The sequence below is a fragment of the Streptomyces spinosisporus genome (assembly GCF_022698145.1).
Taxonomy (GTDB): domain Bacteria; phylum Actinomycetota; class Actinomycetes; order Streptomycetales; family Streptomycetaceae; genus Streptomyces; species Streptomyces spinosisporus.
Map to the genome: position 1 here is coordinate 655,920 of NZ_JALDAX010000003.1, position 20,392 is coordinate 676,311.

General features: G+C 71.4%; 18 protein-coding genes. 4 read left to right on the forward strand and 14 right to left on the reverse strand.

Going from position 1 to position 20,392, the window contains the following annotated elements; all coding sequences use genetic code 11:
- Positions 1–19 precede the first annotated feature (19 nt).
- Entirely contained in the window at positions 20–1,429 is a 1,410-nt protein-coding gene (gene glnA, locus MQN93_RS11355; RefSeq protein WP_016435736.1) for a type I glutamate--ammonia ligase, read from the reverse strand.
- A 196-nt stretch (positions 1,430–1,625) separates the two neighbouring features.
- On the opposite strand from glnA, the gene MQN93_RS11360 reads away from it, so the two are divergent.
- Positions 1,626–2,093 (forward strand): RDD family protein, encoded by a 468-nt coding sequence (locus MQN93_RS11360; protein WP_242709385.1) that lies wholly within the window; start codon positions 1,626–1,628, stop codon positions 2,091–2,093.
- Between the two features lie 83 nt (positions 2,094–2,176).
- Here the strand turns inward: MQN93_RS11360 and MQN93_RS11365 are convergent, their stop codons facing one another.
- The 4 genes from MQN93_RS11365 to lipB all read right to left on the reverse strand — a co-directional run bounded on the left by MQN93_RS11365 (position 2,177) and on the right by lipB (position 5,244).
- Positions 2,177–2,875 (reverse strand): DUF4191 domain-containing protein, encoded by a 699-nt coding sequence (locus tag MQN93_RS11365; RefSeq protein ID WP_016435738.1) that lies wholly within the window; start codon positions 2,873–2,875, stop codon positions 2,177–2,179.
- 60 nt (positions 2,876–2,935) lie between these two features.
- Entirely contained in the window at positions 2,936–3,136 is a 201-nt protein-coding gene (locus MQN93_RS11370; RefSeq protein WP_016435739.1) for an SCO2195 family GlnR-regulated protein, read from the reverse strand.
- Positions 3,137–3,404: 268 nt separating this feature from the next.
- Complete coding sequence (lipA, locus tag MQN93_RS11375) at positions 3,405–4,370, reverse strand: lipoyl synthase (RefSeq protein WP_242709386.1); 966 nt, start codon at positions 4,368–4,370, stop codon at positions 3,405–3,407.
- 73 nt (positions 4,371–4,443) lie between these two features.
- Complete coding sequence (lipB, locus tag MQN93_RS11380; protein ID WP_016435741.1) at positions 4,444–5,244, reverse strand: lipoyl(octanoyl) transferase LipB; 801 nt, start codon at positions 5,242–5,244, stop codon at positions 4,444–4,446.
- A 251-nt stretch (positions 5,245–5,495) separates the two neighbouring features.
- On the opposite strand from lipB, the gene MQN93_RS11385 reads away from it, so the two are divergent.
- On the forward strand, positions 5,496–6,932 hold the full coding sequence (locus tag MQN93_RS11385; protein WP_016435742.1) for an NsdA family TPR-like regulatory protein: 1,437 nt from the start codon (positions 5,496–5,498) through the stop codon (positions 6,930–6,932).
- A 105-nt stretch (positions 6,933–7,037) separates the two neighbouring features.
- On the opposite strand, the gene MQN93_RS11390 is transcribed toward MQN93_RS11385, so the two are convergent.
- Positions 7,038–8,381 (reverse strand): NAD(P)/FAD-dependent oxidoreductase, encoded by a 1,344-nt coding sequence (locus MQN93_RS11390; protein WP_242709387.1) that lies wholly within the window; start codon positions 8,379–8,381, stop codon positions 7,038–7,040.
- Between the two features lie 149 nt (positions 8,382–8,530).
- Positions 8,531–9,427 (reverse strand): TIGR01777 family oxidoreductase, encoded by an 897-nt coding sequence (locus MQN93_RS11395; RefSeq protein ID WP_242709388.1) that lies wholly within the window; start codon positions 9,425–9,427, stop codon positions 8,531–8,533.
- 38 nt (positions 9,428–9,465) lie between these two features.
- On the opposite strand from MQN93_RS11395, the gene MQN93_RS11400 reads away from it, so the two are divergent.
- Positions 9,466–9,954, forward strand: a complete 489-nt coding sequence (locus MQN93_RS11400) for a GNAT family N-acetyltransferase (protein WP_278190574.1) — start codon at positions 9,466–9,468, stop codon at positions 9,952–9,954.
- A gap of 36 nt (positions 9,955–9,990) precedes the next feature.
- On the opposite strand, the gene MQN93_RS11405 is transcribed toward MQN93_RS11400, so the two are convergent.
- The gene (locus tag MQN93_RS11405; protein WP_242709389.1) at positions 9,991–11,175 is read right to left on the reverse strand and encodes a MarP family serine protease; all 1,185 of its coding nucleotides are present in this window, start codon (positions 11,173–11,175) and stop codon (positions 9,991–9,993) included.
- A 251-nt stretch (positions 11,176–11,426) separates the two neighbouring features.
- Between MQN93_RS11405 and MQN93_RS11410 the strand changes: the two genes are divergently transcribed.
- Positions 11,427–12,167, forward strand: a complete 741-nt coding sequence (locus MQN93_RS11410) for a peptidoglycan recognition protein family protein (protein WP_242709405.1) — start codon at positions 11,427–11,429, stop codon at positions 12,165–12,167.
- A gap of 330 nt (positions 12,168–12,497) precedes the next feature.
- Here the strand turns inward: MQN93_RS11410 and MQN93_RS11415 are convergent, their stop codons facing one another.
- From MQN93_RS11415 to sucB, 6 genes are all read right to left on the reverse strand, one after another.
- A complete protein-coding gene (locus MQN93_RS11415; RefSeq protein WP_242709390.1) occupies positions 12,498–13,037 on the reverse strand; it encodes a carboxymuconolactone decarboxylase family protein in 540 nt (179 codons plus the stop codon).
- Between the two features lie 38 nt (positions 13,038–13,075).
- Positions 13,076–13,594 carry a DUF4240 domain-containing protein gene (locus tag MQN93_RS11420; RefSeq protein ID WP_016435750.1) on the reverse strand — a complete coding sequence of 173 codons (519 nt, stop codon included), beginning with the start codon at positions 13,592–13,594 and terminating at the stop codon, positions 13,076–13,078.
- A 56-nt stretch (positions 13,595–13,650) separates the two neighbouring features.
- Entirely contained in the window at positions 13,651–14,625 is a 975-nt protein-coding gene (locus MQN93_RS11425) for a helix-turn-helix transcriptional regulator (protein ID WP_242709391.1), read from the reverse strand.
- Positions 14,626–14,700: 75 nt separating this feature from the next.
- A complete protein-coding gene (gene aceE, locus MQN93_RS11430; RefSeq protein WP_242709392.1) occupies positions 14,701–17,403 on the reverse strand; it encodes a pyruvate dehydrogenase (acetyl-transferring), homodimeric type in 2,703 nt (900 codons plus the stop codon).
- Positions 17,404–17,662: 259 nt separating this feature from the next.
- On the reverse strand, positions 17,663–18,286 hold the full coding sequence (locus MQN93_RS11435) for a GntR family transcriptional regulator (RefSeq protein ID WP_016435753.1): 624 nt from the start codon (positions 18,284–18,286) through the stop codon (positions 17,663–17,665).
- Positions 18,287–18,480: 194 nt separating this feature from the next.
- Positions 18,481–20,295, reverse strand: a complete 1,815-nt coding sequence (gene sucB / locus MQN93_RS11440; protein ID WP_242709393.1) for a 2-oxoglutarate dehydrogenase, E2 component, dihydrolipoamide succinyltransferase — start codon at positions 20,293–20,295, stop codon at positions 18,481–18,483.
- Positions 20,296–20,392: the final 97 nt, after the last annotated feature.

Here is a 20,392-nt window from a genome sequence, read left to right on the forward strand (position 1 = left end):
GCGACGGGTCAGGCGTGGATCACACGTCGAAGTAGAGCTCGAACTCGTGCGGGTGCGGACGCAGCTGCAGCGGGGCGATCTCGTTCGTACGCTTGAAGTCGATCCACGTCTCGATCAGGTCGGACGTGAAGACGTCGCCCGCGAGCAGGAACTCGTGGTCGCGCTCCAGGGAGTCGAGAACGGCCGGCAGCGAGGTCGGGACCTGCGCGACGTTCGCGTGCTCCTCGGGAGCCAGCTCGTAGAGGTCCTTGTCGATCGGCTCGGCCGGCTCGATCTTGTTCTTGATGCCGTCGAGACCGGCGAGCAGCAGCGCCGAGAAGGCGAGGTACGGGTTGCCGGAGGAGTCGGGCGCGCGGAACTCGACACGCTTGGCCTTCGGGTTGGAGCCCGTGATCGGGATGCGCATGGCGGCGGAGCGGTTGCGCTGCGAGTACACCAGGTTGATCGGCGCCTCGAAGCCCGGGACCAGGCGGTGGTAGGAGTTCACCGTCGGGTTGGTGAAGGCCAGCAGCGACGGGGCGTGCTTGAGGATGCCGCCGATGTAGTAGCGGGCGGTGTCCGACAGGCCCGCGTACCCGGCCTCGTCGTAGAACAGCGGGTCGCCGCCCGACCACAGCGACTGGTGGACGTGCATGCCCGAGCCGTTGTCGCCGAAGATCGGCTTCGGCATGAAGGTCGCGGTCTTGCCGTTGCGCCAGGCGACGTTCTTCACGATGTACTTGAAGAGCTGCAGGTCGTCGGCGGCGGCGAGCAGGGTGTTGAACTTGTAGTTGATCTCCGCCTGGCCGGCGGTGCCCACCTCGTGGTGCTGGCGCTCGACCTTCAGGCCCTGCTTGTCCAGCTCCAGGGAGATCTCGGCGCGCAGGTCGGCGAAGTGGTCGACCGGCGGGACCGGGAAGTAGCCGCCCTTGTAGCGGACCTTGTAGCCGCGGTTGTCCTCGAGGGCGCCGGTGTTCCAGGCGCCGGCCTCGGAGTCGATGTGGTAGAAGCTCTCGTTCGCCGTGGTGGCGAAGCGGACGGAGTCGAAGACGTAGAACTCGGCCTCGGGACCGAAGTACGCGGTGTCCGCGATCCCGGTCGACGCGAGGTAGGCCTCGGCCTTCTTGGCCACGTTGCGCGGGTCACGGGAGTACTGCTCGCCCGTGATCGGGTCGTGGATGAAGAAGTTGATGTTCAGCGTCTTGTCACGGCGGAAGGGGTCGACCCGGGCGGTCGACAGGTCCGCGCGCAGCGCCATGTCGGACTCGTGGATGGCCTGGAAACCACGGATCGACGAACCGTCGAACGCGAGCTCCTCGTCCGGGTCGAACGCCTCGACGGGCACCGTGAAGTGCTGCATGACGCCCGGCAGGTCGCAGAAGCGGACGTCGACGAACTTGACGTCCTCGTCCGCGATGAACTTCTTGGCCTCGTCGGCGTTCTGGAACATCCAGCTCCTCCTACTCCCGACCGTCCCGCCGGGGTGGTAGTTCGTTGTGCGGCCAGTGCGGTGGCACACGCTGACCTCGACCCTAGGGACGCGTGATTTCTCGGGCGTGACCCATTTGTTTCGCACAAGTTAACCGGGCCGAGTCCGGAGTACCCCACCTGTCCGGATCGCGAAACACCCGCAGTACCGTGGACGCGTGGACAACAGGGATGCAATCGGCTCATGGCTCTCGGGCCCCCGCGCGGCCGCGGAGGACGCCGGAGTCGAGTTCGGATACAGGGGTCAGCAGCTCGGTCTGCCGGAGGAGGGGCCGGGCTCGATCGCCCGCCCGGGCCGCCGGTTCGGGGCCCTGGCCGTCGACTGGGCACTGTGCCTCTTGATCGCATACGGTCTCATCACGCACGGTTACGACCAGGCGACCGGCAACTGGGCGCTGCTCGTCTTCCTCCTGCTTCATGTCCTGACCGTCGGCACGATCGGCTTCACCCCGGGCAAGCGCCTGTTCGGGCTGCGCGTGGTCGCCCTGGACACCGGCCGTCCGAACCCCCTGCGGGCCGCACTGCGCTCGGTCCTGCTCTGCGTCGCCATCCCGGCCCTGATCTGGGACCGCGACGGCAGGGGCCTGCACGACCGGCTGGCGCGCACGGTTGAGGTCCGCATCTAGTATTTCCGCCGCAGCTACGGCGAAGGGGGCGACCGGATGTTCTCCGGTCGCCCCCTTCGCCGTAGCAGGCCGTAGCGGGAAGGTCAGCGGGCCTTGCCGCCCTTGGGGAGCTTCATGCCCTTGGGCATCGGGCCCTTCGGCAGCGGCATGTTGCTCATCAGGTCGCCCATGGCGCGCAGCCGGTCGTTGGTGGCGGTCACCTGCGGGCCGGTGAGCACGCGCGGCAGCTTGAGCATGGTGGTGCGTACCTTCTTCAGCTCCACCTGGCCTTCGCCGTGGCCCACGATGATGTCGTGCACCGGCACGTCCACGACGATGCGGTTCATCTTCTTCTTCTCGGCGGCCAGCAGGCTCTTGACCCGGTTCGGGTTGCCCTCGGCGACCAGGACGATGCCGGCCTTGCCGACGGCCCGGTGGACCACGTCCTGATTGCGGTTCATGGCCACCGCGGGCGTCGTCGTCCAGCCCCGGCCGATGTTGTCCAACACCGCGGCCGCCGCGCCCGGCTGGCCCTCCATCTGCCCGAAGGCCGCCCGCTCGGCCCGGCGCCCGAAGACGATCGCCATCGCGAGGAAGGCGAGCAGCAGGCCCAGGATGCCGAGATAGATGGGGTGACCGATCAAGAAACCGATCGCGAGGAGGACACCGAGGACGACGATGCCGACCGCCGCGAGTACAAGACCGATCTTCTTGTCGGCCTTCCGCGTCATCTTGTAGGTCAGAGCGATCTGCTTCAGTCGCCCGGGGTTCGCAGCGTCCGCTGCAGGTTCCTTCCTCGCCATGTTCCGAAGTCTACGTGGCCCCGGGAGCGCCGTACGACGGCAGTGCCCCAAGTGTGGGGTTCAGGGGCGGGGGAGCAGGGTCTGGTCCAGCACGCGCTGGGCCTCGACCCGGTCCTTGGCGCGGCGGCGGTCCTCCAGGACGGAGGTCCAGGCGTTGCGGCGGGCGGTGCGCTGGCCCCCGCTCATGAGCAGCGACTCGACTGCACGCAGTGCAGTGGTGAAGGACGGGATGGCGGTGGCGCGAACGGGCGCGGCCTGCATGGCGGAGGTCCCCCCTCGGAACGTCGGCGCAGGATCGGGGTGTACACCGGGGTGTACGTGGTGTGATCCCAGGGTCACTGTTTGGTGTTACCAGGGCGTGACCCACCGGTCAAACGCCAATGAAGCCTTGATGCGGCGGCCTGAAACGCCGACGCGGCCCTGATGCCGTCCTCAGCTGCGAGGACGCTCAGGACCGCGTCAATCGGCCGCTACCGTGCAGTAGCTGCTTGTGCGCAGATTCACACGCGCCGAGTGGCACTCCGTGCCATCAGACCGCCTGCGAGGCGACGTAGGCACCCCGCTTCTCGATGGCCATCTGGTAGAGACGGCCGGCGCGGTACGAGGAGCGCACCAGCGGTCCGGACATCACGCCGGAGAAGCCGATCTGCTCGGCCTCCTCCTTCAGCTCCACAAACTCCTGCGGCTTGACCCAGCGCTCCACGGGGTGGTGGCGCACCGACGGGCGCAGGTACTGCGTGATGGTGACCAGCTCGCAGCCCGCCTCGTGCAGTTGCCGCAGCGCGTCGCTGATCTCCTCGCGGGTCTCGCCCATGCCGAGGATCAGGTTCGACTTGGTGACCAGGCCGTAGTCGCGGGCCTCGGTGATGACCTTCAGCGAGCGGTCGTAGCGGAAGCCGGGGCGGATGCGCTTGAAGATCCGCGGCACCGTCTCGACGTTGTGCGCGAAGACCTCGGGGCGGGAGGAGAAGACCTCGGCGAGCTGCTCGGGGACCGCGTTGAAGTCGGGGGCGAGCAGTTCGACCTTGGTGTGCCCGCCCTCGCGGCCGGCGGTCTGGGCGTGGATCTGGCGCACGGTCTCGGCGTACAGCCAGGCGCCGCCGTCCTCCAGGTCGTCGCGGGCGACGCCCGTGATGGTGGCGTAGTTCAGGTCCATCGTGACCACGGACTCGCCGACGCGGCGCGGCTCGTCGACGTCCAGCGCCTCGGGCTTGCCGGTGTCGATCTGGCAGAAGTCGCAGCGCCGGGTGCACTGGTCGCCGCCGATGAGGAAGGTCGCCTCGCGGTCCTCCCAGCACTCGTAGATGTTCGGGCAGCCGGCTTCCTGGCAGACCGTGTGCAGTCCCTCGCTCTTCACGAGGTTCTGCATCTTCGTGTACTCGGGGCCCATTTTCGCCCGCGTCTTGATCCACTCGGGCTTGCGCTCGATGGGGGTCTGGCTGTTGCGGACCTCCAGGCGCAGCATCTTGCGTCCGTCGGGGGTGACTGCGGACACGACCGCTCCCTAGCGATTGATTCCTCGGCGTGCTCAAGCGTACGCCCGTTGATTTGAAAGCCCGCGGGCCGTCTCAGGCCGCCGGTGTCTTCTCGATCACCCTCGGCCTGAGGTCCGCGTTCTCCAGTACGGCCTGAAGGTGCCGCTCGACGACGGGCAGCACCTCGGCGATGGTGACGTCGCGGCCCAGCTCGTGCGCGAGGGAGGTGACGCCGGCGTCGCGGATGCCGCAGGGGATGATCTTGTCGAAGTTGGAGACGTCCGGGTTCACGTTCAGGGCGAAGCCGTGCATGGTGACGCCCTTGGCGACGCGGATGCCCACGGCGCAGATCTTGCGGTCCTCGCGGCGCTGGCCGGCGTTGGAGGGCGCGTACTCGGGGCCGTTGAGCCGGGGGTCGAACTCCTCGTCGGTCAGCCGGGGGTCGAAGTCGAGCGAGAGGCCGCCGAGGGCCGGGCGCTGCTCCACCGGGTCGCCGAGGACCCACACGCCGGCCCGGCCCTCCACCCTGCTGGTCTCGATGCCGAACTCCGCGCAGACGCCGATCATGGCCTCCTCCAGCCGGCGCAGATGCGCGACCACGTCCACCGGGCGCGGAAGCTTCTGGATCGGGTAGCCCACCAGCTGGCCCGGGCCGTGCCAGGTGATCTTGCCGCCGCGGTCCACGTCGATGACCGGAGTGCCGTCCAGGGGGCGCTCGTTGTCCGCCGTGCGCCGGCCCGCCGTGTAGACCGGCGGATGCTCCAGGAGCAGCACGGTGTCCGGAACCTCGTCCGCGAAGCGTGCCGCGTGCACCCGGCGTTGCTCGTCCCAGGCCACCTGGTAGTCGACGGCCTCGGCACCGAATCCCATACGGACGAAACGCAGCTCACTCACGGCAAGCGCCTCCCTAGAAGGTCGTAAGGCATGAAACATGCCTACGCCACTGTACGACCGACCGTCTCGCGTCAGCTCCACGGGCAATCCTCACACGATCGGATGAACGAGCGGGGAAGTGTGCGATCGCCTGCTTACTCTCCGCTACATTCGCGCCGTTCGCAGAGGCCATAAGGGCTGCTCACAGGCAATCCGGGCACAACGGGGCCGACGGCCCCGCCAGGCCCGAAAGGCAGGAGACCGCACCGCAGATGACGGAACGACCCGCGCAGCGCACTCCCAACCGCCAGCTCGCCGCGCTCATCGCAGAAGCCGGGTTCTCCAACGCGGGTCTTGCCCGTCGCGTCGACCAGCTCGGTCTCGAACACGGCCTCGACCTCAGATACGACAAGACGTCGGTCACCCGCTGGCTGCGGGGCCAGCAGCCCCGCGGCACCACGCCCGCCCTGATCGCCGAGGTCTTCACCCGGCGGCTGGGCCGCAGACTCAGCGCCCAGGACCTCGGGCTCGACGCCTGCGCCCCCGTCTACGCCGGGCTGGAGTTCGCCGCCACCCCCGAGGAGGCCATCGACATCGTCGGCGGCCTGTGGCGCAAGGATTCCGGCTCGCACGCCGAACTGCGCAAGATCGCGTTCACCCCGGCCGGTCTGGTCGTGCCCAGCCGCGACTGGCTGATCGGCCGCCCCGACGACAAGGTGGCCCGCGGCGAACAGCCCGTCCGCGTCCCCGCCCAGGGCCGCCCGGTCGTTCCCCGCCAGCGCGGCCAGGCCGAGCGCGGCCCCGGCCAGAAGGTCACCCCCGGCGACATCGCGGCCCTGCGCTCGGTCGGCGAACTGTTCCGCACCCTGGACAACATGTACGGCGGCGGCCACGCCCGCCAGGCCCTCGTGCGCTATCTGGAGCACGAGTGCGAGCCGATGCTGCGCGGCACCTACGGCGAGCAGACCGGGCGCCGGCTCTTCGCCGCGGCGGCCGACCTGACCAGGCTGGCCGGCTGGACCTCGTACGACATCGCGGCCCACGGCCTCGCCCAGCGCTACTTCGTGCAGGCACTGCGCCTCGCGCAGGCGGCGGGGGACCGCAGCTACGGCTCCTACGTGCTGGTCACCATGAGCCGCCAGGCCGTCTACCTCGGCCACGGCCGCGAGGCCGTACAGCTCGCGCGGGTCGCCCAGCAGGGCGTCGGGACCAGCGCCCCGCCCGTCGTCCAGGCCCTGCTGCACTCGGCCGAGGCGCGTGGGCACGGCGTGCTCGGCGAGGTGCGCAACTGCACCGCCTCGCTCGTGCGGGCCGAGCGGGCCCTCGAAGCGGCCCGCCCCGGCGACGAGGTCCCGTACTGGGCACGCTTCTTCGACGAGGCGCAGATGGCCGACGAGTTCGGGCACTGCCACCGGGATCTGCAGCAGTTCCGCGCGGCGGCCCAGCACGCGGAACGCTCCCTGCAGCTGCGTGCGCCCGCATTCGCCCGCAGCCGGCTCTTCTGCCGCGTGGTGCTGGCGTCCGCGCGGCTCGGCCTGGGCGAGCTCGACCAGGCCTGCACGCTGGGCGCCGAGGCGGCGGGGGCCGCCGCGGAGATGCGGTCGGTGCGGGCGGTGGAGTATGTGCGGGACTTCGAGCGGAGGTTGGAGCCTTATAAGGATGCTGCGCCGGTGCGGGGGTATCGGGATCGGATTGCGGCCTTGGGGTAGCGCCGTGGGGTCGAGGGTTTGTGGGCTGGTGCGGGTTCGTCGTGGTTGATCGCGCCCACGCGGCGGAGCCGCATATCGATACAGCCCCGCGCCCCTAAGGGTGCTTCAGGCTGCCTTGGCCGATGGGAGGGGCTCCGATCGGTGTATGGAGCCTGCTGCCCCTAGGTCCGTGAGGATTGCTGACGTTGCTCGGCGGGCCGAGTGGAGGGCTCCCTGGACCGTGCTGGTGTCCCGGTGGTCGCCGCAGACGTAGAGACCGGCCAGGAGGCGTACGGGGCGGCGCAGGTCGTGCGGCGGGCGCATCGCGGGGACGGCCGCCGGGGTGTGGTGGACGGCGAGGGTCTCCCAGCGCGCGGTCGAGGTGCCGTAGAGCCGGGCGAGATGCATGCGTACGGCGGTGTCGAGTTCCGGCGGGGGCGGGCCGAGGACCGTGGAGGTGATGAGCGCGCGGCCCGCCGGCGCCCGGCTCGGGTCCACCGCGCTCACCACCGCCGTGTGCGCGACCGGGCCGCCGCGGTCCGCGTCGAGCAGCAGCGCCGCGCCCGTCCCCGGCGGCTCGTCCGTGGTGTGGTGCAGCACTGTCACCGGATGGAAGCCGGGTACGCGCAGGCCCGGGAGCAGGTCGGCGGCGGCCTGCGCGTCCGTCGCGAGAAGCACGGCGCGGCAGCGGATCTCGCCGTGCTCGGCGGTGGTCACCGCGCTCGTGGAGACGGAGGTGACCCGCACACCGGTGTGCACGGTGCCCGGCGGCAGCGTCCGCGCGAGCAGTTCGGGCAGCGCCTCGGCGCCTCCCTCCGGCAGGCACAGCCGACCGCACGCGAAGGCGCGCAGCGCGAGGTCGGCGCAACGGCTGGACGTCGTCAGCTCCGGGTCGCACAGCAGGGCGGCGAGCAGCGGGCGCAGAAAGCCGTCGACGGTGCGCGCGGGCAGACCGCGGGCCGTGAGGGCCTGGCCCGCGGGTGACTCCGGCCGGGACAGCAGCCGTTCGACGGGTGTCATGGCGAGCCGGGCGAGCGCGGTGCCGAGCCGGGCCTGATCGACGGCGCCGCCGAGCGGGGCACCGGACCGCGGGGCGCTCTTGGCGGGGGCGCTCGCCAGGGCGCGCACCGCATGGAGTGCGCCCCGTGCGCCCCCCGCGGCCGCCGGAGCGACCGCGCGGCAGTGACGTCCGTCGCTGTGCAGCAGCACGCCGGGCGCGAACGGGCGCAGAACCAGCGCATCGAGCCCCGGCGTCGTCCGCAGTTCCGGGTACGCCGTGGACAGCAGCTGTCCGATCCGGTCGAGCCGGAACCCGTCGACCTTCTCCGTCGACATGCGGCCCCCCACGCAAGGGGCGGCCTCCAGGACCGCGGTCGTCACTCCTGCGCTGGTCAGCCGATGTGCCGCCGAGAGTCCGGCGACCCCGGCTCCTACGATCACGACGTCTGCCTGGTACGCGGGCTCAAGCACGTGCCCCTCCTCGAGGTTGCGCGGCCGGTGGAGACGTCATGCCCCCAACAGGCTCCGGGAATACCCGAGTTCGGGTCGAGGTTAGGGCGGTGATCGGTCAAAGGCAGTCGCGCATCGACAGGGCACGGTCGCACGGCGGTCGCATGCGGTCAGAGTGCCGCCTTGAGCGCCCCGTCGATGTCCGGGAAGGCGAACGTGAAGCCGGACTCCAGCAGCCGCTTCGGCACCACCCGTGCGCTGCCCAGCACATCCCCGGCCATCTCGCCGAGCACGGACCTGAGCACCGGCGCGGGCACCGGGAAGAGCGTCGGCCGGTGCAGCACCCGCCCCATGGCCGCGGTGATCTCACGGTTCGTCAGCGGCTGCGGCGCGGTGAGGTTGAACGGCCCGGACAGCCCGTCGGTGTCCATCAGATGCCGGATCGCCGCCACCTCGTCGTGCAGCGAGATGAACGACCAGTACTGCCGCCCGTCGCCCAGGCGCCCGCCGAGCCCCGCCCGGAACAGAGGGAACAGCCGCCCCCACGCCCCGCCCGCGCGGGACACCACCAGCCCCGTGCGGGTGAACACCGTCCGTACGCCCGCCTCCTGCGCGGGCGCGGCGGCACCCTCCCACTCCACGCACAGCTCGGGCAGAAAGCCCTCGCCGGGCGGCGCGCTCTCGTCGACCGCGCGCTCGCCGGTCTCGCCGTAGTACCCCATCGCGCTGCCGTTCACGAACACCCGCGGCTTCGTCTCCAGCCCGGCCACCGCCTCGGCCAGCGCCCTCGTGCCGAGCACCCGGCTGCTGCGGATGCGTGCCTTGTACGTGTCCGTCCAGCGGCTGTCGCCCACGCCGGCGCCCGCGAGGTTCACCACCGCCTCGCACCCGGCGAGCCCGGCCGCGTCCACCCGGCCGGCCTCCGGGTCCCAGCGGACCTCGTCCTTCGTCCGGGGCGGCCGGCGCACCAGCCGCACCACCTCGTGCCCGTCGGCGGCCAGGGACCGCGCCAGGGCGCCGCCGATGAGACCGGACGCACCGGCCACTGCGATTCGGGAAGGCTCCATGTGCCCATTCTGCGCGGAGGACTCATATGGTGGCCGTCATGCCGGTTCCGTACATACGTCACGCCGTTCTCGACGACGAGGAGGCGCTGGGGCTCATCGACCGCCTGACCTGGTCCCCGCTGCACTCCGTGCAGCCGCGCCCGGTGCCGCCGTTCGAGCCGTTCTACAACGAGCGGTTCGGGCCCCGGGACCATCTGGTCGCCGAGCTCGGCGGCGAGGTCGTCGGCTATGTACGCCTCGGCTATCCGACCCCGCTCGCCTGCAACGCCCACGTGCGGCAGATCCAGGGGCTCGCCGTCGCCGAACAGGCGCGTGGCGCCGGCGTCGGGCGGGCGCTGCTGCGGGCCGTCCGCGAGGAGGCCCGCAAGCAGGGCGCGCGCCGCCTCACCCTGCGCGTCCTCGGCCACAACGCACCGGCCCGGAAGCTCTACGAGACCGAGGGCTTCGCCGTGGAGGGCGTCCTGCCGGGCGAGTTCCTGCTGGAGGGCGAGTATGTGGACGACGTCCTCATGGGGTGCAGTCTGTGACGGGAGCGCTGCGCCTCTGACGGGCGGAGCAGCGCCCTACGACGTCACCAGGTCCCCGGTGTCGACCGCCTCCGTCGCGGACGCCGCGCGGTCGGCGTCGGAGGCGACCTCGGCCGCCGTCAGCACATAGCCGGTCTCGTCGTCGCTCGTGGAGCGGGCGAAGACGACGCCGTAGACCCGGCCGTCGGTCGTCAGCAGCGGGCCGCCGGAGTTGCCCGGCCGGACCGTCGAGCGGATCGAGTAGATCTCCCGGGTGACCGTGCGGTCGCTGTAGATGTTCTGGCCGGTCGCCCGCACCCGGCCCGCGACGGTCGCCGCCTGGAGATTCAGATCGCCGTCCTGCGGATAGCCGGCCACGACCGCCGAGTCGCCGCGCGCGGCACTGTCGTCGAAGCGCAGGACGGGGGCGCGCAGCCCCGGCACGTACAGCACGGCCACGTCGCGGTCCGGGTCGAAGAGCACCACCCGTGCCTCGTACGTCCGCCCGACCCCGCCGACGCGCACGCTCGGGTCGTCGATGCCGGCCACCACGTGGGCGTTGGTCATCACATGGTCGCGTGCGTAGACGAAGCCGCTGCCCTCGCGGCCCTGGTCGCCGGAGACACCCTCGATCTTCACCGTGCTGAGCTTGGCCGCGTTCGTGGCGCTCGCCGTGACGCTGTCGCCGGTGGGCCGCGCGACCTCGGCCGTCGACTCGTTCTCGAACGGGTTGAAGACCTGCGGGAAGCCCGCCTGCGTGAGCGCGGTGGTGGCCCGGGAGAACCATGCGGGGGTCGTGTCCGGCATGGCGTCCTGCACCGCGCCGAGCAGCGTCGAGTCACGGATCGCCGTCGTGAGAAGCGGCGAGGAGGAGGCGCCGAGCACGCTCGCGGCGACCCACGCCACGATCAGCACCGCCACCGAGTTGGCCGCCGCCCCGCCGACCCCGTCCGCCACCCGCAGCGGTCCGCGGTCCAGCTCCCTGCGCAGTCGCAGGGCGAGCCGCCCCGCCAACTCGTGTCCGACCGCCGCCGGGAGCAGCACGGTCAGCACCGCCGTCACCGTCGCCCGGGTCGTCCCCGCCGTCACCAGATCCATCACCCACGGCAGCACCCACACACCGAGGACCGCGCCGCCCACGAACCCGGCGAGCGAGACGCAGCCGGCCACCAGCCCGCGCCGGTAGCCGGACGCCGCGTAGGCCACGATCACCAGCAACAGCAGGATGTCGAGCAGGTCCACGGAGCCGCCTTTCTCTCGGATCACTCCATACGCGCAGGACGGGTCCAGTGATCAGCCACGCGCGTGTGGCCCGAAGGAAACCGCCACGCGTGCGTGCACCCGGAAAAACGCCTCGGACCAGGACGATGGTTCCACCGGGTGGCACAGCACACATCGCGGACGGAGCGGATCGGTCCGAAAGTGAAGTCATGCGTGTCCGCAGACGGCGAGGACCTGGGCAAGCACGCGCGCACATACCCCGACCCGTGCTCGTGCTGCTCTCCTGGCTGCCCGGAGTGGCCGCCGTCCTCGGGCTGGTCCTGTGCGCGGACGGCATCGGGCACACCGGAGACCGGCACCGGCCACCCGCCGCGGCCCGCCCCACCACCCCGCACACCGCGGCCGAGCCGCACATCGTGCCCCGGTCGGTCTGGCTGGATCCGTTCGCCCGGCACGCCCAGCCGCCCCCGCGCTACGACGACAAGGTCGTCGCGGTCTTCGTCCACCACACCGACTCGCCCAACGGCTACGACTGCGCCGACGTGCCCCGCATCATCCGCTACCTCTACGCGGGCCAGACCGACGCCCGGAACTGGGACGACATCGGCTACAACTTCCTCGTCGACCGCTGCGGCACCGTCTACGAAGGCCGCGCGGGCGGCGTCGGCCGCGCGGTCACCGGCGCCCACACCCAGGGCTTCAACCACCGTACGGCCGGTATCGCCGCGATCGGCACCTTCACGGCGGGGGTGCCCGTGCCCAAGGCGATGACGGACGCGATCGCCGCCGTCGCCGCGTGGAAACTGGGGCTCGCCGACGTCGACCCGCGCAGCGAGGCGCATCTGGTCTCCAGCAACAGCCTCAGCCGCTACCGCTCCGGGACCACCGCCACCCTCCCCGCCCTGGCCGCCCACAAGGACGCCTACAGCACCACCTGCCCCGGCCAGGCCCTCAGCGCCCGCCTCCCCGCCATCAGACAGCAGGCGGCACGGCTACAGGGCCGAATCCCCTGACGGACCGCCTCACAGGTCCCTCGCAGCCGCCTCACCGCTCTCCCCGAGCCGACCTGCCTACCGTCGGCCAGAGACACCGACCGGAGGTGGGGGAAGATGCACATCATTAACACGGGCACCACAAAGCAGCCGCCCGACCGGCCCCGCACCCCCCGCGGCCCCTGGGCAGCACTCTGCGCGGCCACAGCCGCCCTCCTGTTCCCAACAGCCACCACAACCCCCACCCTCAATCAGGCCAACGCGGCCCCCCTACACCACACAACGACGGACGAGCCCCAGGCGTACTTCCCATCGGACACGGGGCGCCGCCGGACGGTGGGGAGTTGATGCTCAGTCGGAATCGCCGCCGACGAGACCGAGGAACTGCTCGCCCGACGGGTCGATGTCCACCGCCAGGCCGTTCATCAGGCCGGCCAGCATGGTGTAGTAGCCGGTTGTCGTCATGATCTCGATGATCTGGCGGTCGGGGACTCGGGTGCGGAGGGTGGTCAGTGTGTGGTCGGACAGGGTGTGTTGGGAGACCTGTTCGAACGCGGAGGTCACCGCAGCGGACTCCGTTGCGTCCAACTCAGGTCCGTCGGCGCGCTGTTCGGCGATTGCCGCCAACTGCTCGGGCGTGGCACCGGCGTTGAGGGCGATCGGGGTGTGCTGGACGGACAGGTATGTGCACCGCGTGCCGGACGCGACGGCCAGCACGACCAGTTCGCGCAGCCGGACCGGCAGCGTCGACTCGCGCAGCACGGCCAGGCCCAGGTCGATCGCCGGGCCCGTCAGCGGCGGGGCGTGGGAGAGCATGCGGAAGGCGTTGAGCGGCACGGGCAGCCTGGCGACGGCGTCGGCGGGCCGCTCCGGGTACGGGATGCGGGCCATGGTCCCCCTGACATGGAAAAAGTGGTCGATCTGAGTGGTCAGCCCCTGAAACGGTCCCAGAGCTTCGGGTAGCGCTGCTGCAACACCCGTTCGTTCTCGAAGTCGAGCGGTGCGCCCAGCGGCTCGGACGGCGCGGGCGGAATGCCCAGGTCGGGGGCGACGGTCCCGGTGAGCTGCTCGTAGGCCTCGTCCGCGGCGTACCCCAGCTCCTCCCCGTCCCCGTCGATCTCCTCGTCGAAGTCGTCCAGGAGATCGGCCAGCGCGTCGGGATGGTGCACGGCGCCCTCGTAGACCTCACGCCCCTGCCCGATCAGCCAGCACCGGAAGAAGTCGAACGCGTCGTCGCTCGCCCCGTCGAGCAGCACCCAGGCCGCGCCCCACAGGTCCCAGGCGTACGCGCGGTTGTAGCGGGCCTCGAAGTGACGGGCGAAGTCGAGCACCATGTCCGGGTCCAGCTGCAGGAGCCGGTCCACGAGCAGGTCGGCCTGCTCCTCGGGGTCGCCCTCGGCAGCCTCGCGGGTGGCGTCCACCAGCTCCCAGAACTCCGTCTCGTCCATCACGGGTCCAGCATCGGCCCTGGGCGGGTGGGGCGCACGTGGAGTGCCACGGATTGTTATGTCCCGTACAGGCGCGCCAACCGCCTCGCATCCTCGGCGAACCGTGTCCGCAGACTCCCGGGTTCCAGCACCTCCACCTCGGGCCCGAGCCCCGCGAGCTGCGCGTGTGCGACCTCCTCGGACTCCACGGGCAGCGTCAGCGTCAGCCGCCCCTCCTCGTCCGGTGCGTCCGCGGCCGCCAGGGCCTCCCGGGCGGCGACGGGATCGACGGCGTACGGCAGTGCGCGCGCCCCGGCCTGCGACAGCCGTACGACGACCTCGGCCCGCAGGATCGACCGCGCGAACCGCTCGGCCTGCTCGTCCCAGAAGGCCGGCAGATCGAACTCCTCGTCCCGCTCGAACCGTTCCCCGCCCGCCTCCACCGCCGTGAACCGGTCGATCCGGTACACCCGGTACGACCCCGGCTCCGGCACCCGCGCGCACAGATACCAGACCCCCGCCTTGAGAACCAGCCCGTACGGCTCCAGCTCGCGCTCCACCTCGGCCTGGCGGCTGCGGTAGCGCGCGCTGATCCGGCGGTCGTCCCACACCGCGTCCGCGACCGCGGGCAGCAGCTCCGGCGCCTTCGGTTCGGTGAACCAGTTCGGGGCGTCCAGATGGAAGCGCTGCGCGGCCGTGCGGGAGGCGTCCCGCAGCGACGGCAGCAGCGCCGCCGACACCTTCAGCCGGGCGGCCGAGGCGGCGTCCTCCAGGCCCATCTCCCGCAGGGCGCCCGGCACACCGGACAGGAACAGCGCCTCGGCCTCGCCGCGCGCCAGCCCGGTCAGCCGCGTCCGGTACCCGCCGATCAACCGGTACCCCCCGGCCCGCCCCCGGTCCGCGTACACCGGCACCCCCGCCTCCGACAGCGCCTGCGCGTCCCGCGTCACGGTCCGCTCGGACACCTCCAGCTCCCGCGCCAGCTCGGCGGCGGTCATGGAGGGCCGGGACTGCAGAAGCAGCACCATCTTGATCAGGCGGGCAGCACGCATACGGCCATGATGCCGGGGGCCACTGACAGCGAAGGGGCACGGCAGCCGCCGTACCCCTTCGTCCGTGCCACCGCGTTACAGCCCGTACCGCTCCCGGGCCTCCTTCACGGCCGTCGCCTTGACCTCCCCGCGCCGCGCCAGCTGGGCCAGCGCCGCCACGACGATGGACGGGGCGTCGACGCCGAAGTGGCGGCGGGCCGCGTCGCGGGTGTCCGAGAGGCCGAAGCCGTCGGCGCCGAGCGAGGACCAGTCCTGCTCGACCCACTGCGCGATCTGGTCGGGGACCTGGCGCATGTAGTCGGAGACCGCGAGCACCGGGCCCTCGGCCCCGTGCAGCGCCTGCCGGACGTACGGCACCCGCTCCTCGCCCCGCAGCAGCGCGTCGTCCGCCTCCATCGCGTCACGGCGCAGTTCGGTCCAGCTGGTCGCCGACCAGACGTCCGCGGCCACGCCCCACTCCTCGGCGAGCAGCTTCTGGGCCTCAAGGGCCCAGTGGATCGCCGTACCGGAGCCGAGCAGCTGGATGCGCGGGGCGTTGGCCGCCGGTGCGAGCCCCGCCTCCTCGGCCGTGTTGAAGCGGTACAGGCCCTTGACGATGCCCTCGTCGACGCCGGGCGCGGACGGCTTCGCCGGCTGCGGCAGCGGCTCGTTGTAGACGGTGAGGTAGTAGAAGACGTTCGGGTCCTCGCCCGGCGCCGCCTCGCCGTACATACGGCGCAGACCGTCCTTGACGATCACCGCGATCTCGTAGGCGAACGCCGGGTCGTACGACAGCGCCGCCGGGTTGGTCGCGGCGATCACCGGCGAGTGGCCGTCCGCGTGCTGCAGACCCTCACCGGTCAGCGTCGTACGGCCGGCCGTCGCGCCCACCAGGAAGCCGCGGCCGAGCTGGTCGCCGAGCTGCCACATCTGGTCGGCCGTGCGCTGCCAGCCGAACATCGAGTAGAAGATGTAGAACGGGATCATCGCCTCGCCGTGCGTCGCGTACGCGGTGGACGCGGCGATGAAGTCGGCCATCGAACCGGCCTCGGTGATCCCCTCGTTGAGGATCTGGCCGTTCTTGGCCTCCTTGTAGTACATCAGCTGGTCGCGGTCGACCGGCTCGTACGTCTGGCCCTTCGGGGAGTAGATCCCGAGGGACGGGAAGAGGCTCTCCATGCCGAAGGTGCGCGCCTCGTCGGGGACGATCGGCACCCAGCGCTTTCCGGTCTCCTTGTCGCGGACCAGGTCCTTGACCAGGCGGACGAAGGCCATGGTGGTGGCCACATTCTGCGCGCCGGAGCCCTTGTCGAAGGCGGCGAAGGCCTTGTCGGCGGGGGCGGGCAGCGGGGCGAGCGCGTGCGTGCGGCGGGCCGGGGCCGGACCGCCGAGGGCCGCGCGGCGCTCCTGGAGGTAGCGGACCTCGGGGGAGTCGGCGCCCGGGTGGCCGTAGGGGACCACGCCGTCGACGAAGTCGCTGTCCTTGATGGGCAGTTCGAGGCGGTCACGCATCGCCTTGAACTCGTCCACCGTCAGCTTCTTCATCTGGTGGTTGGCGTTCTTCGACGCGAAGCCCTCACCGAGGGTGTGGCCCTTGACGGTCTGGGCCAGGATCACGGTCGGCGCGCCCTTGAACTCGACGGCGGCCTTGTAGGCGGCGTAGACCTTGCGGGCCTCGTGGCCACCGCGGGAGAGGTGGAAGCACTCGAGGATCTTGTCGTCGCTCAGCAGCTTGGCCATCTCGGCGAGCGCCGGGTCCTTGCCGAAGAAGTCCTCGCGGATGTAGGCCGCGTCGCGCGTCTGGTACGTCTGCACCTGGGCGTCCGGTACCTCGCGCAGCCGGCGTACCAGCGCGCCCGTGGTGTCCAGCTGGAACAGCTCGTCCCAGGCCGTGCCCCACAGCGTCTTGATCACGTTCCAGCCGGCGCCGCGGAACTGGGCCTCCAGCTCCTGCACGATCTTGAAGTTCGCGCGGACCGGGCCGTCGAGGCGCTGCAGGTTGCAGTTGATGACGAAGGTCAGGTTGTCCAGACCCTCGCGGGAGGCGAGGGCGAGGGCGGCCGTGGACTCCGGCTCGTCCATCTCGCCGTCGCCGAGGAACGCCCACACGTGCGAGGACGAGACGTCCTTGACGCCGCGCGCGGTGAGGTAGCGGTTGAAGCGCGCCTGGTAGATCGCGGAGAGCGGGCCGAGGCCCATGCTCACCGTCGGGAACTCCCACAGCCAGGGCAGCCGGCGCGGGTGCGGGTACGACGGCAGGCCGTTGCCGCCCGCCTCCTGGCGGAAGTTGTCCAGGTGCTGCTCGGTGAGGCGGCCGTCGAGGAAGGCGCGGGCGTAGATGCCGGGGGAGGCGTGGCCCTGGATGTAGAGCTGGTCGCCCGAGCCGTCCCCCTCCTTGCCGTGGAAGAAGTGGTTGAAGCCCGTCTCGTAGAGCCAGGCTGCGGAGGCGAAGGTGGCGATGTGGCCGCCGACGCCGTGTTTGGCGCCCCGGGTCACCATCGCGGCCGCGTTCCAGCGGTTCCACGCGGTGATACGGCGCTCCATCTCCTCGTCACCGGGCACACTCGGCTCGGCGGCGGTCGGGATGGTGTTGACGTAGTCGGTCTCGAGGAGCTTGGGCAGCGCGATGCCGTTGCCCTCTGCCCGCTCCAGAGTGCGGCGCATCAGATACGCGGCACGGTGCGGGCCCGCCGCCTTGGCGACCGCGTCCAGGGAGGCCTGCCATTCGGCGGTCTCCTCGGGGTCCCTGTCCGGGAGCTGGTCGAGCTCGCTCGGCTGGATGGCGTTGGGGTCGGTCATGTCGCCGCCTTCCTCAGTCGAAGGGGGTTCCCTCATCGGTAAGGGTTCGGGGGTGCCCTTGGTCTTTGGCAGGACAGGGCGCTGGGCCTCGGTTCAGGCCCGTCGGCGACAATAACTCCCTGATCGATGATCGATCAAAGGGTTCAGGGGTAAAACTTCTCGATTACGAGAAAGTCGGCATGCGGTGCCTTTCGGGATGGCACGCGGTGCCGCGTTTTCGATTGATTTCCGCAGGTGAGCGTGCGGATGCTCGACTGTGTCAGGCCCGCGGAGCGCAGCCCAGCACATGGGCCTTCACGAGCTCGGCGATCCTCGGGTCCCTCCTGCGAAACGCCTGCACCAACTCCTCGTGCTCCTCCGCGTACGACTGCTGAACGGTTCCCAGCCAGCGGATGGACAGTGCCGTGAAGACTTCGATGCCCAGACCCTCCCAGGTGTGCAGCAGCACGGAGTTGCCCGCGGCCCGCACCAGTTCGCGGTGGAAGGCGACCGTGTGCCGCACCTGGCCGGTGCCGTCGGCGGCGCGGTCGGCCTGGTAGAGGGCGTTGACGTGCGGCTCAAGGGCCGAGCAGTCCTCGGCGAGGCGCTCGGCCGCCAGCTCCGCCGCGATCGCCTCCAGGCCGGCCCGCACCGGGTAGCTCTCCTCCAGGTCGGCCGCGGTCAGATTGCGCACCCGCACGCCCTTGTTGGGCGCCGACTCGATCAGCCGCAGCGACTCCAGCTCGCGCAGGGCCTCGCGCACCGGCGTCTGGCTGACCTCCAGCTCGGTGGCGATCCGCCGCTCCACGATCCGCTCGCCCGGCTTCCAGCGCCCGCTGACGATCCCCTCCACGATGTGCTCGCGGATCTGTTCGCGCAGCGAGTGGATGACGGGCGCGGTCATGAGGGCTCCTTAAGGAGGGGCCGCCCATCGGCCCCGGGGGCGTTTGACGTTTAGACAATACGGCCGCGAGCGCTTTCCGGAGGGGCGCACGGGGGCGCTTTCGTGCAGGTGAGACGAGACTTACACGTCAGGGCCCACGACAACGCCCCCGCCCGGAAACCCGGACGGGGGCGCCTCTGGCTGCTGTCGGAGCCCTACAGGCCGAGCTCGACCTCGAACTCGCCGGCCTCCAGGATCGCCTTGACCGCGGTCAGGTAGCGGGCGGCGTCGGCGCCGTCCACCAGACGGTGGTCGTAGGAGAGGGTCAGGTAGGTCATGTCGCGGACGCCGATGACCGTGCCCTCCTCGGTCTCGATGACCGCCGGGCGCTTGACCGTGGCACCGATGCCGAGGATCGCGACCTGGCCCGGCGGCACGATGATCGTGTCGAAGAGCGCACCGCGCGACCCGGTGTTGGAGATGGTGAAGGTCGCACCGGACAGCTCGTCCGGCGTGATCTTGTTGGCGCGGACCTTGCCGGCCAGCTCCGCGGTGGCCTTCGCGATGCCCGCGATGTTGAGGTCGCCGGCGTGCTTGATGACCGGGGTCATCAGGCCCTTCTCGGAGTCCACCGCGATACCGACGCTTTCGGTGTCGAAGTAGGTGATCGTGCCCTCGGCCTCGTTGATCTTGGCGTTGATGACCGGGTGGGCCTTCAGCGCCTGGGCCGCCGCCTTCACGAAGAACGGCATCGGGGAGAGCTTGACGCCCTCGCGCGCGGCGAAGGAGTCCTTGGCCTGGGCGCGCAGGCGCATCAGGCGGGTGACGTCGACCTCGACGACCGAGGACAGCTGCGCCTGCTCGTGCAGCGCCTTGACCATGTTGTCGCCGATGACCTTGCGGATGCGCGGCATCTTGACGGTCTGGCCGCGGAGGGGGGAGGCCTCCAGGGTCGGCGCCTTCTTGGCGGCCGGGGCGGCGGCGGCCGGAGCCGGGGCAGCGGCGGCGGCCTTCGCGGCCTCGGCGGCGGCGATGACGTCCTGCTTGCGGATACGGCCGCCGACGCCGGTGCCCTTGACGCCGGCCAGGTCGACGCCGTTCTCGGCGGCGAGCTTGCGCACCAGCGGGGTGACGTAGGCGCCCTCGTCGGTGGCACCCGCGGCCGGGGCCGGGGCGGCCGGGGCCGCGGCGGGCGCCGGAGCCGGGGCGGACGGGGCCGGGGCGGGAGCCGGGGTCGTCACCTGCTGCGGGGCCGGAGCCGACGGGGCCTGCGGGGCCGGGGCGGCCGGAGCGGGCGCCGGAGCCGCGGGGGCGGCCGGGGCCGGAGCCGGAGCGGCGGGCGCCTCGGCGGCGGGCGCCGGAGCCGGGGCGGCGGGGGCCGGGGCGGCCGCGGGAGCGGCACCCGCGGCGCCGATGACGGCGAGCTTGGCGCCGACCTCGGCGGTCTCGTCCTCGCCGACCACGATCTCCAGCAGCGTGCCGGAGGCGGGCGCCGGAATCTCGGTGTCGACCTTGTCCGTGGAGACCTCGAGCAGCGGCTCGTCGGCCTCGACGGAGTCGCCGACCGACTTCAGCCAGCGGGTGACGGTGCCCTCGGTGACGGACTCGCCGAGCGCGGGCAGGACGACGTCCGTGCCCTCGGCGCTGCCGCCGCCGGACGCGGCCTCGGCGGTGGGAGCCGGGGCCGGGGCGGCCTGCTCGGTGGACGGGGCGGCAGCGGCCGGCTCCGGAGCCGCGGCGGGCTCGGGGGCGGGCTCTGCGGCCGGGGCCGGGGCGGCCGCGGGGGCACCGCTGCCGTCGTCGATGACGGCGAGCTCGGCGCCGACCTCGACGGTCTCGTCCTCGGCGACCTTGATGCTGGCGAGGACACCGGCGGCGGGCGAGGGGATCTCGGTGTCGACCTTGTCGGTCGACACCTCGAGCAGCGGCTCGTCGGCCTCGACGCGCTCGCCCTCGGCCTTCAGCCAGCGGGTGACAGTGCCCTCGGTGACGCTCTCGCCGAGCGCCGGAAGGGTTACGGAAACCGCCATGGTTTCGGTTGCTCCTTACGAATTGCGGAAGTCTGTGTCGTCGCGAAGTCGCGGAGTCGCTTCGTCGACCGAGGGTCAGTCGTGCGAGTGCAGCGGC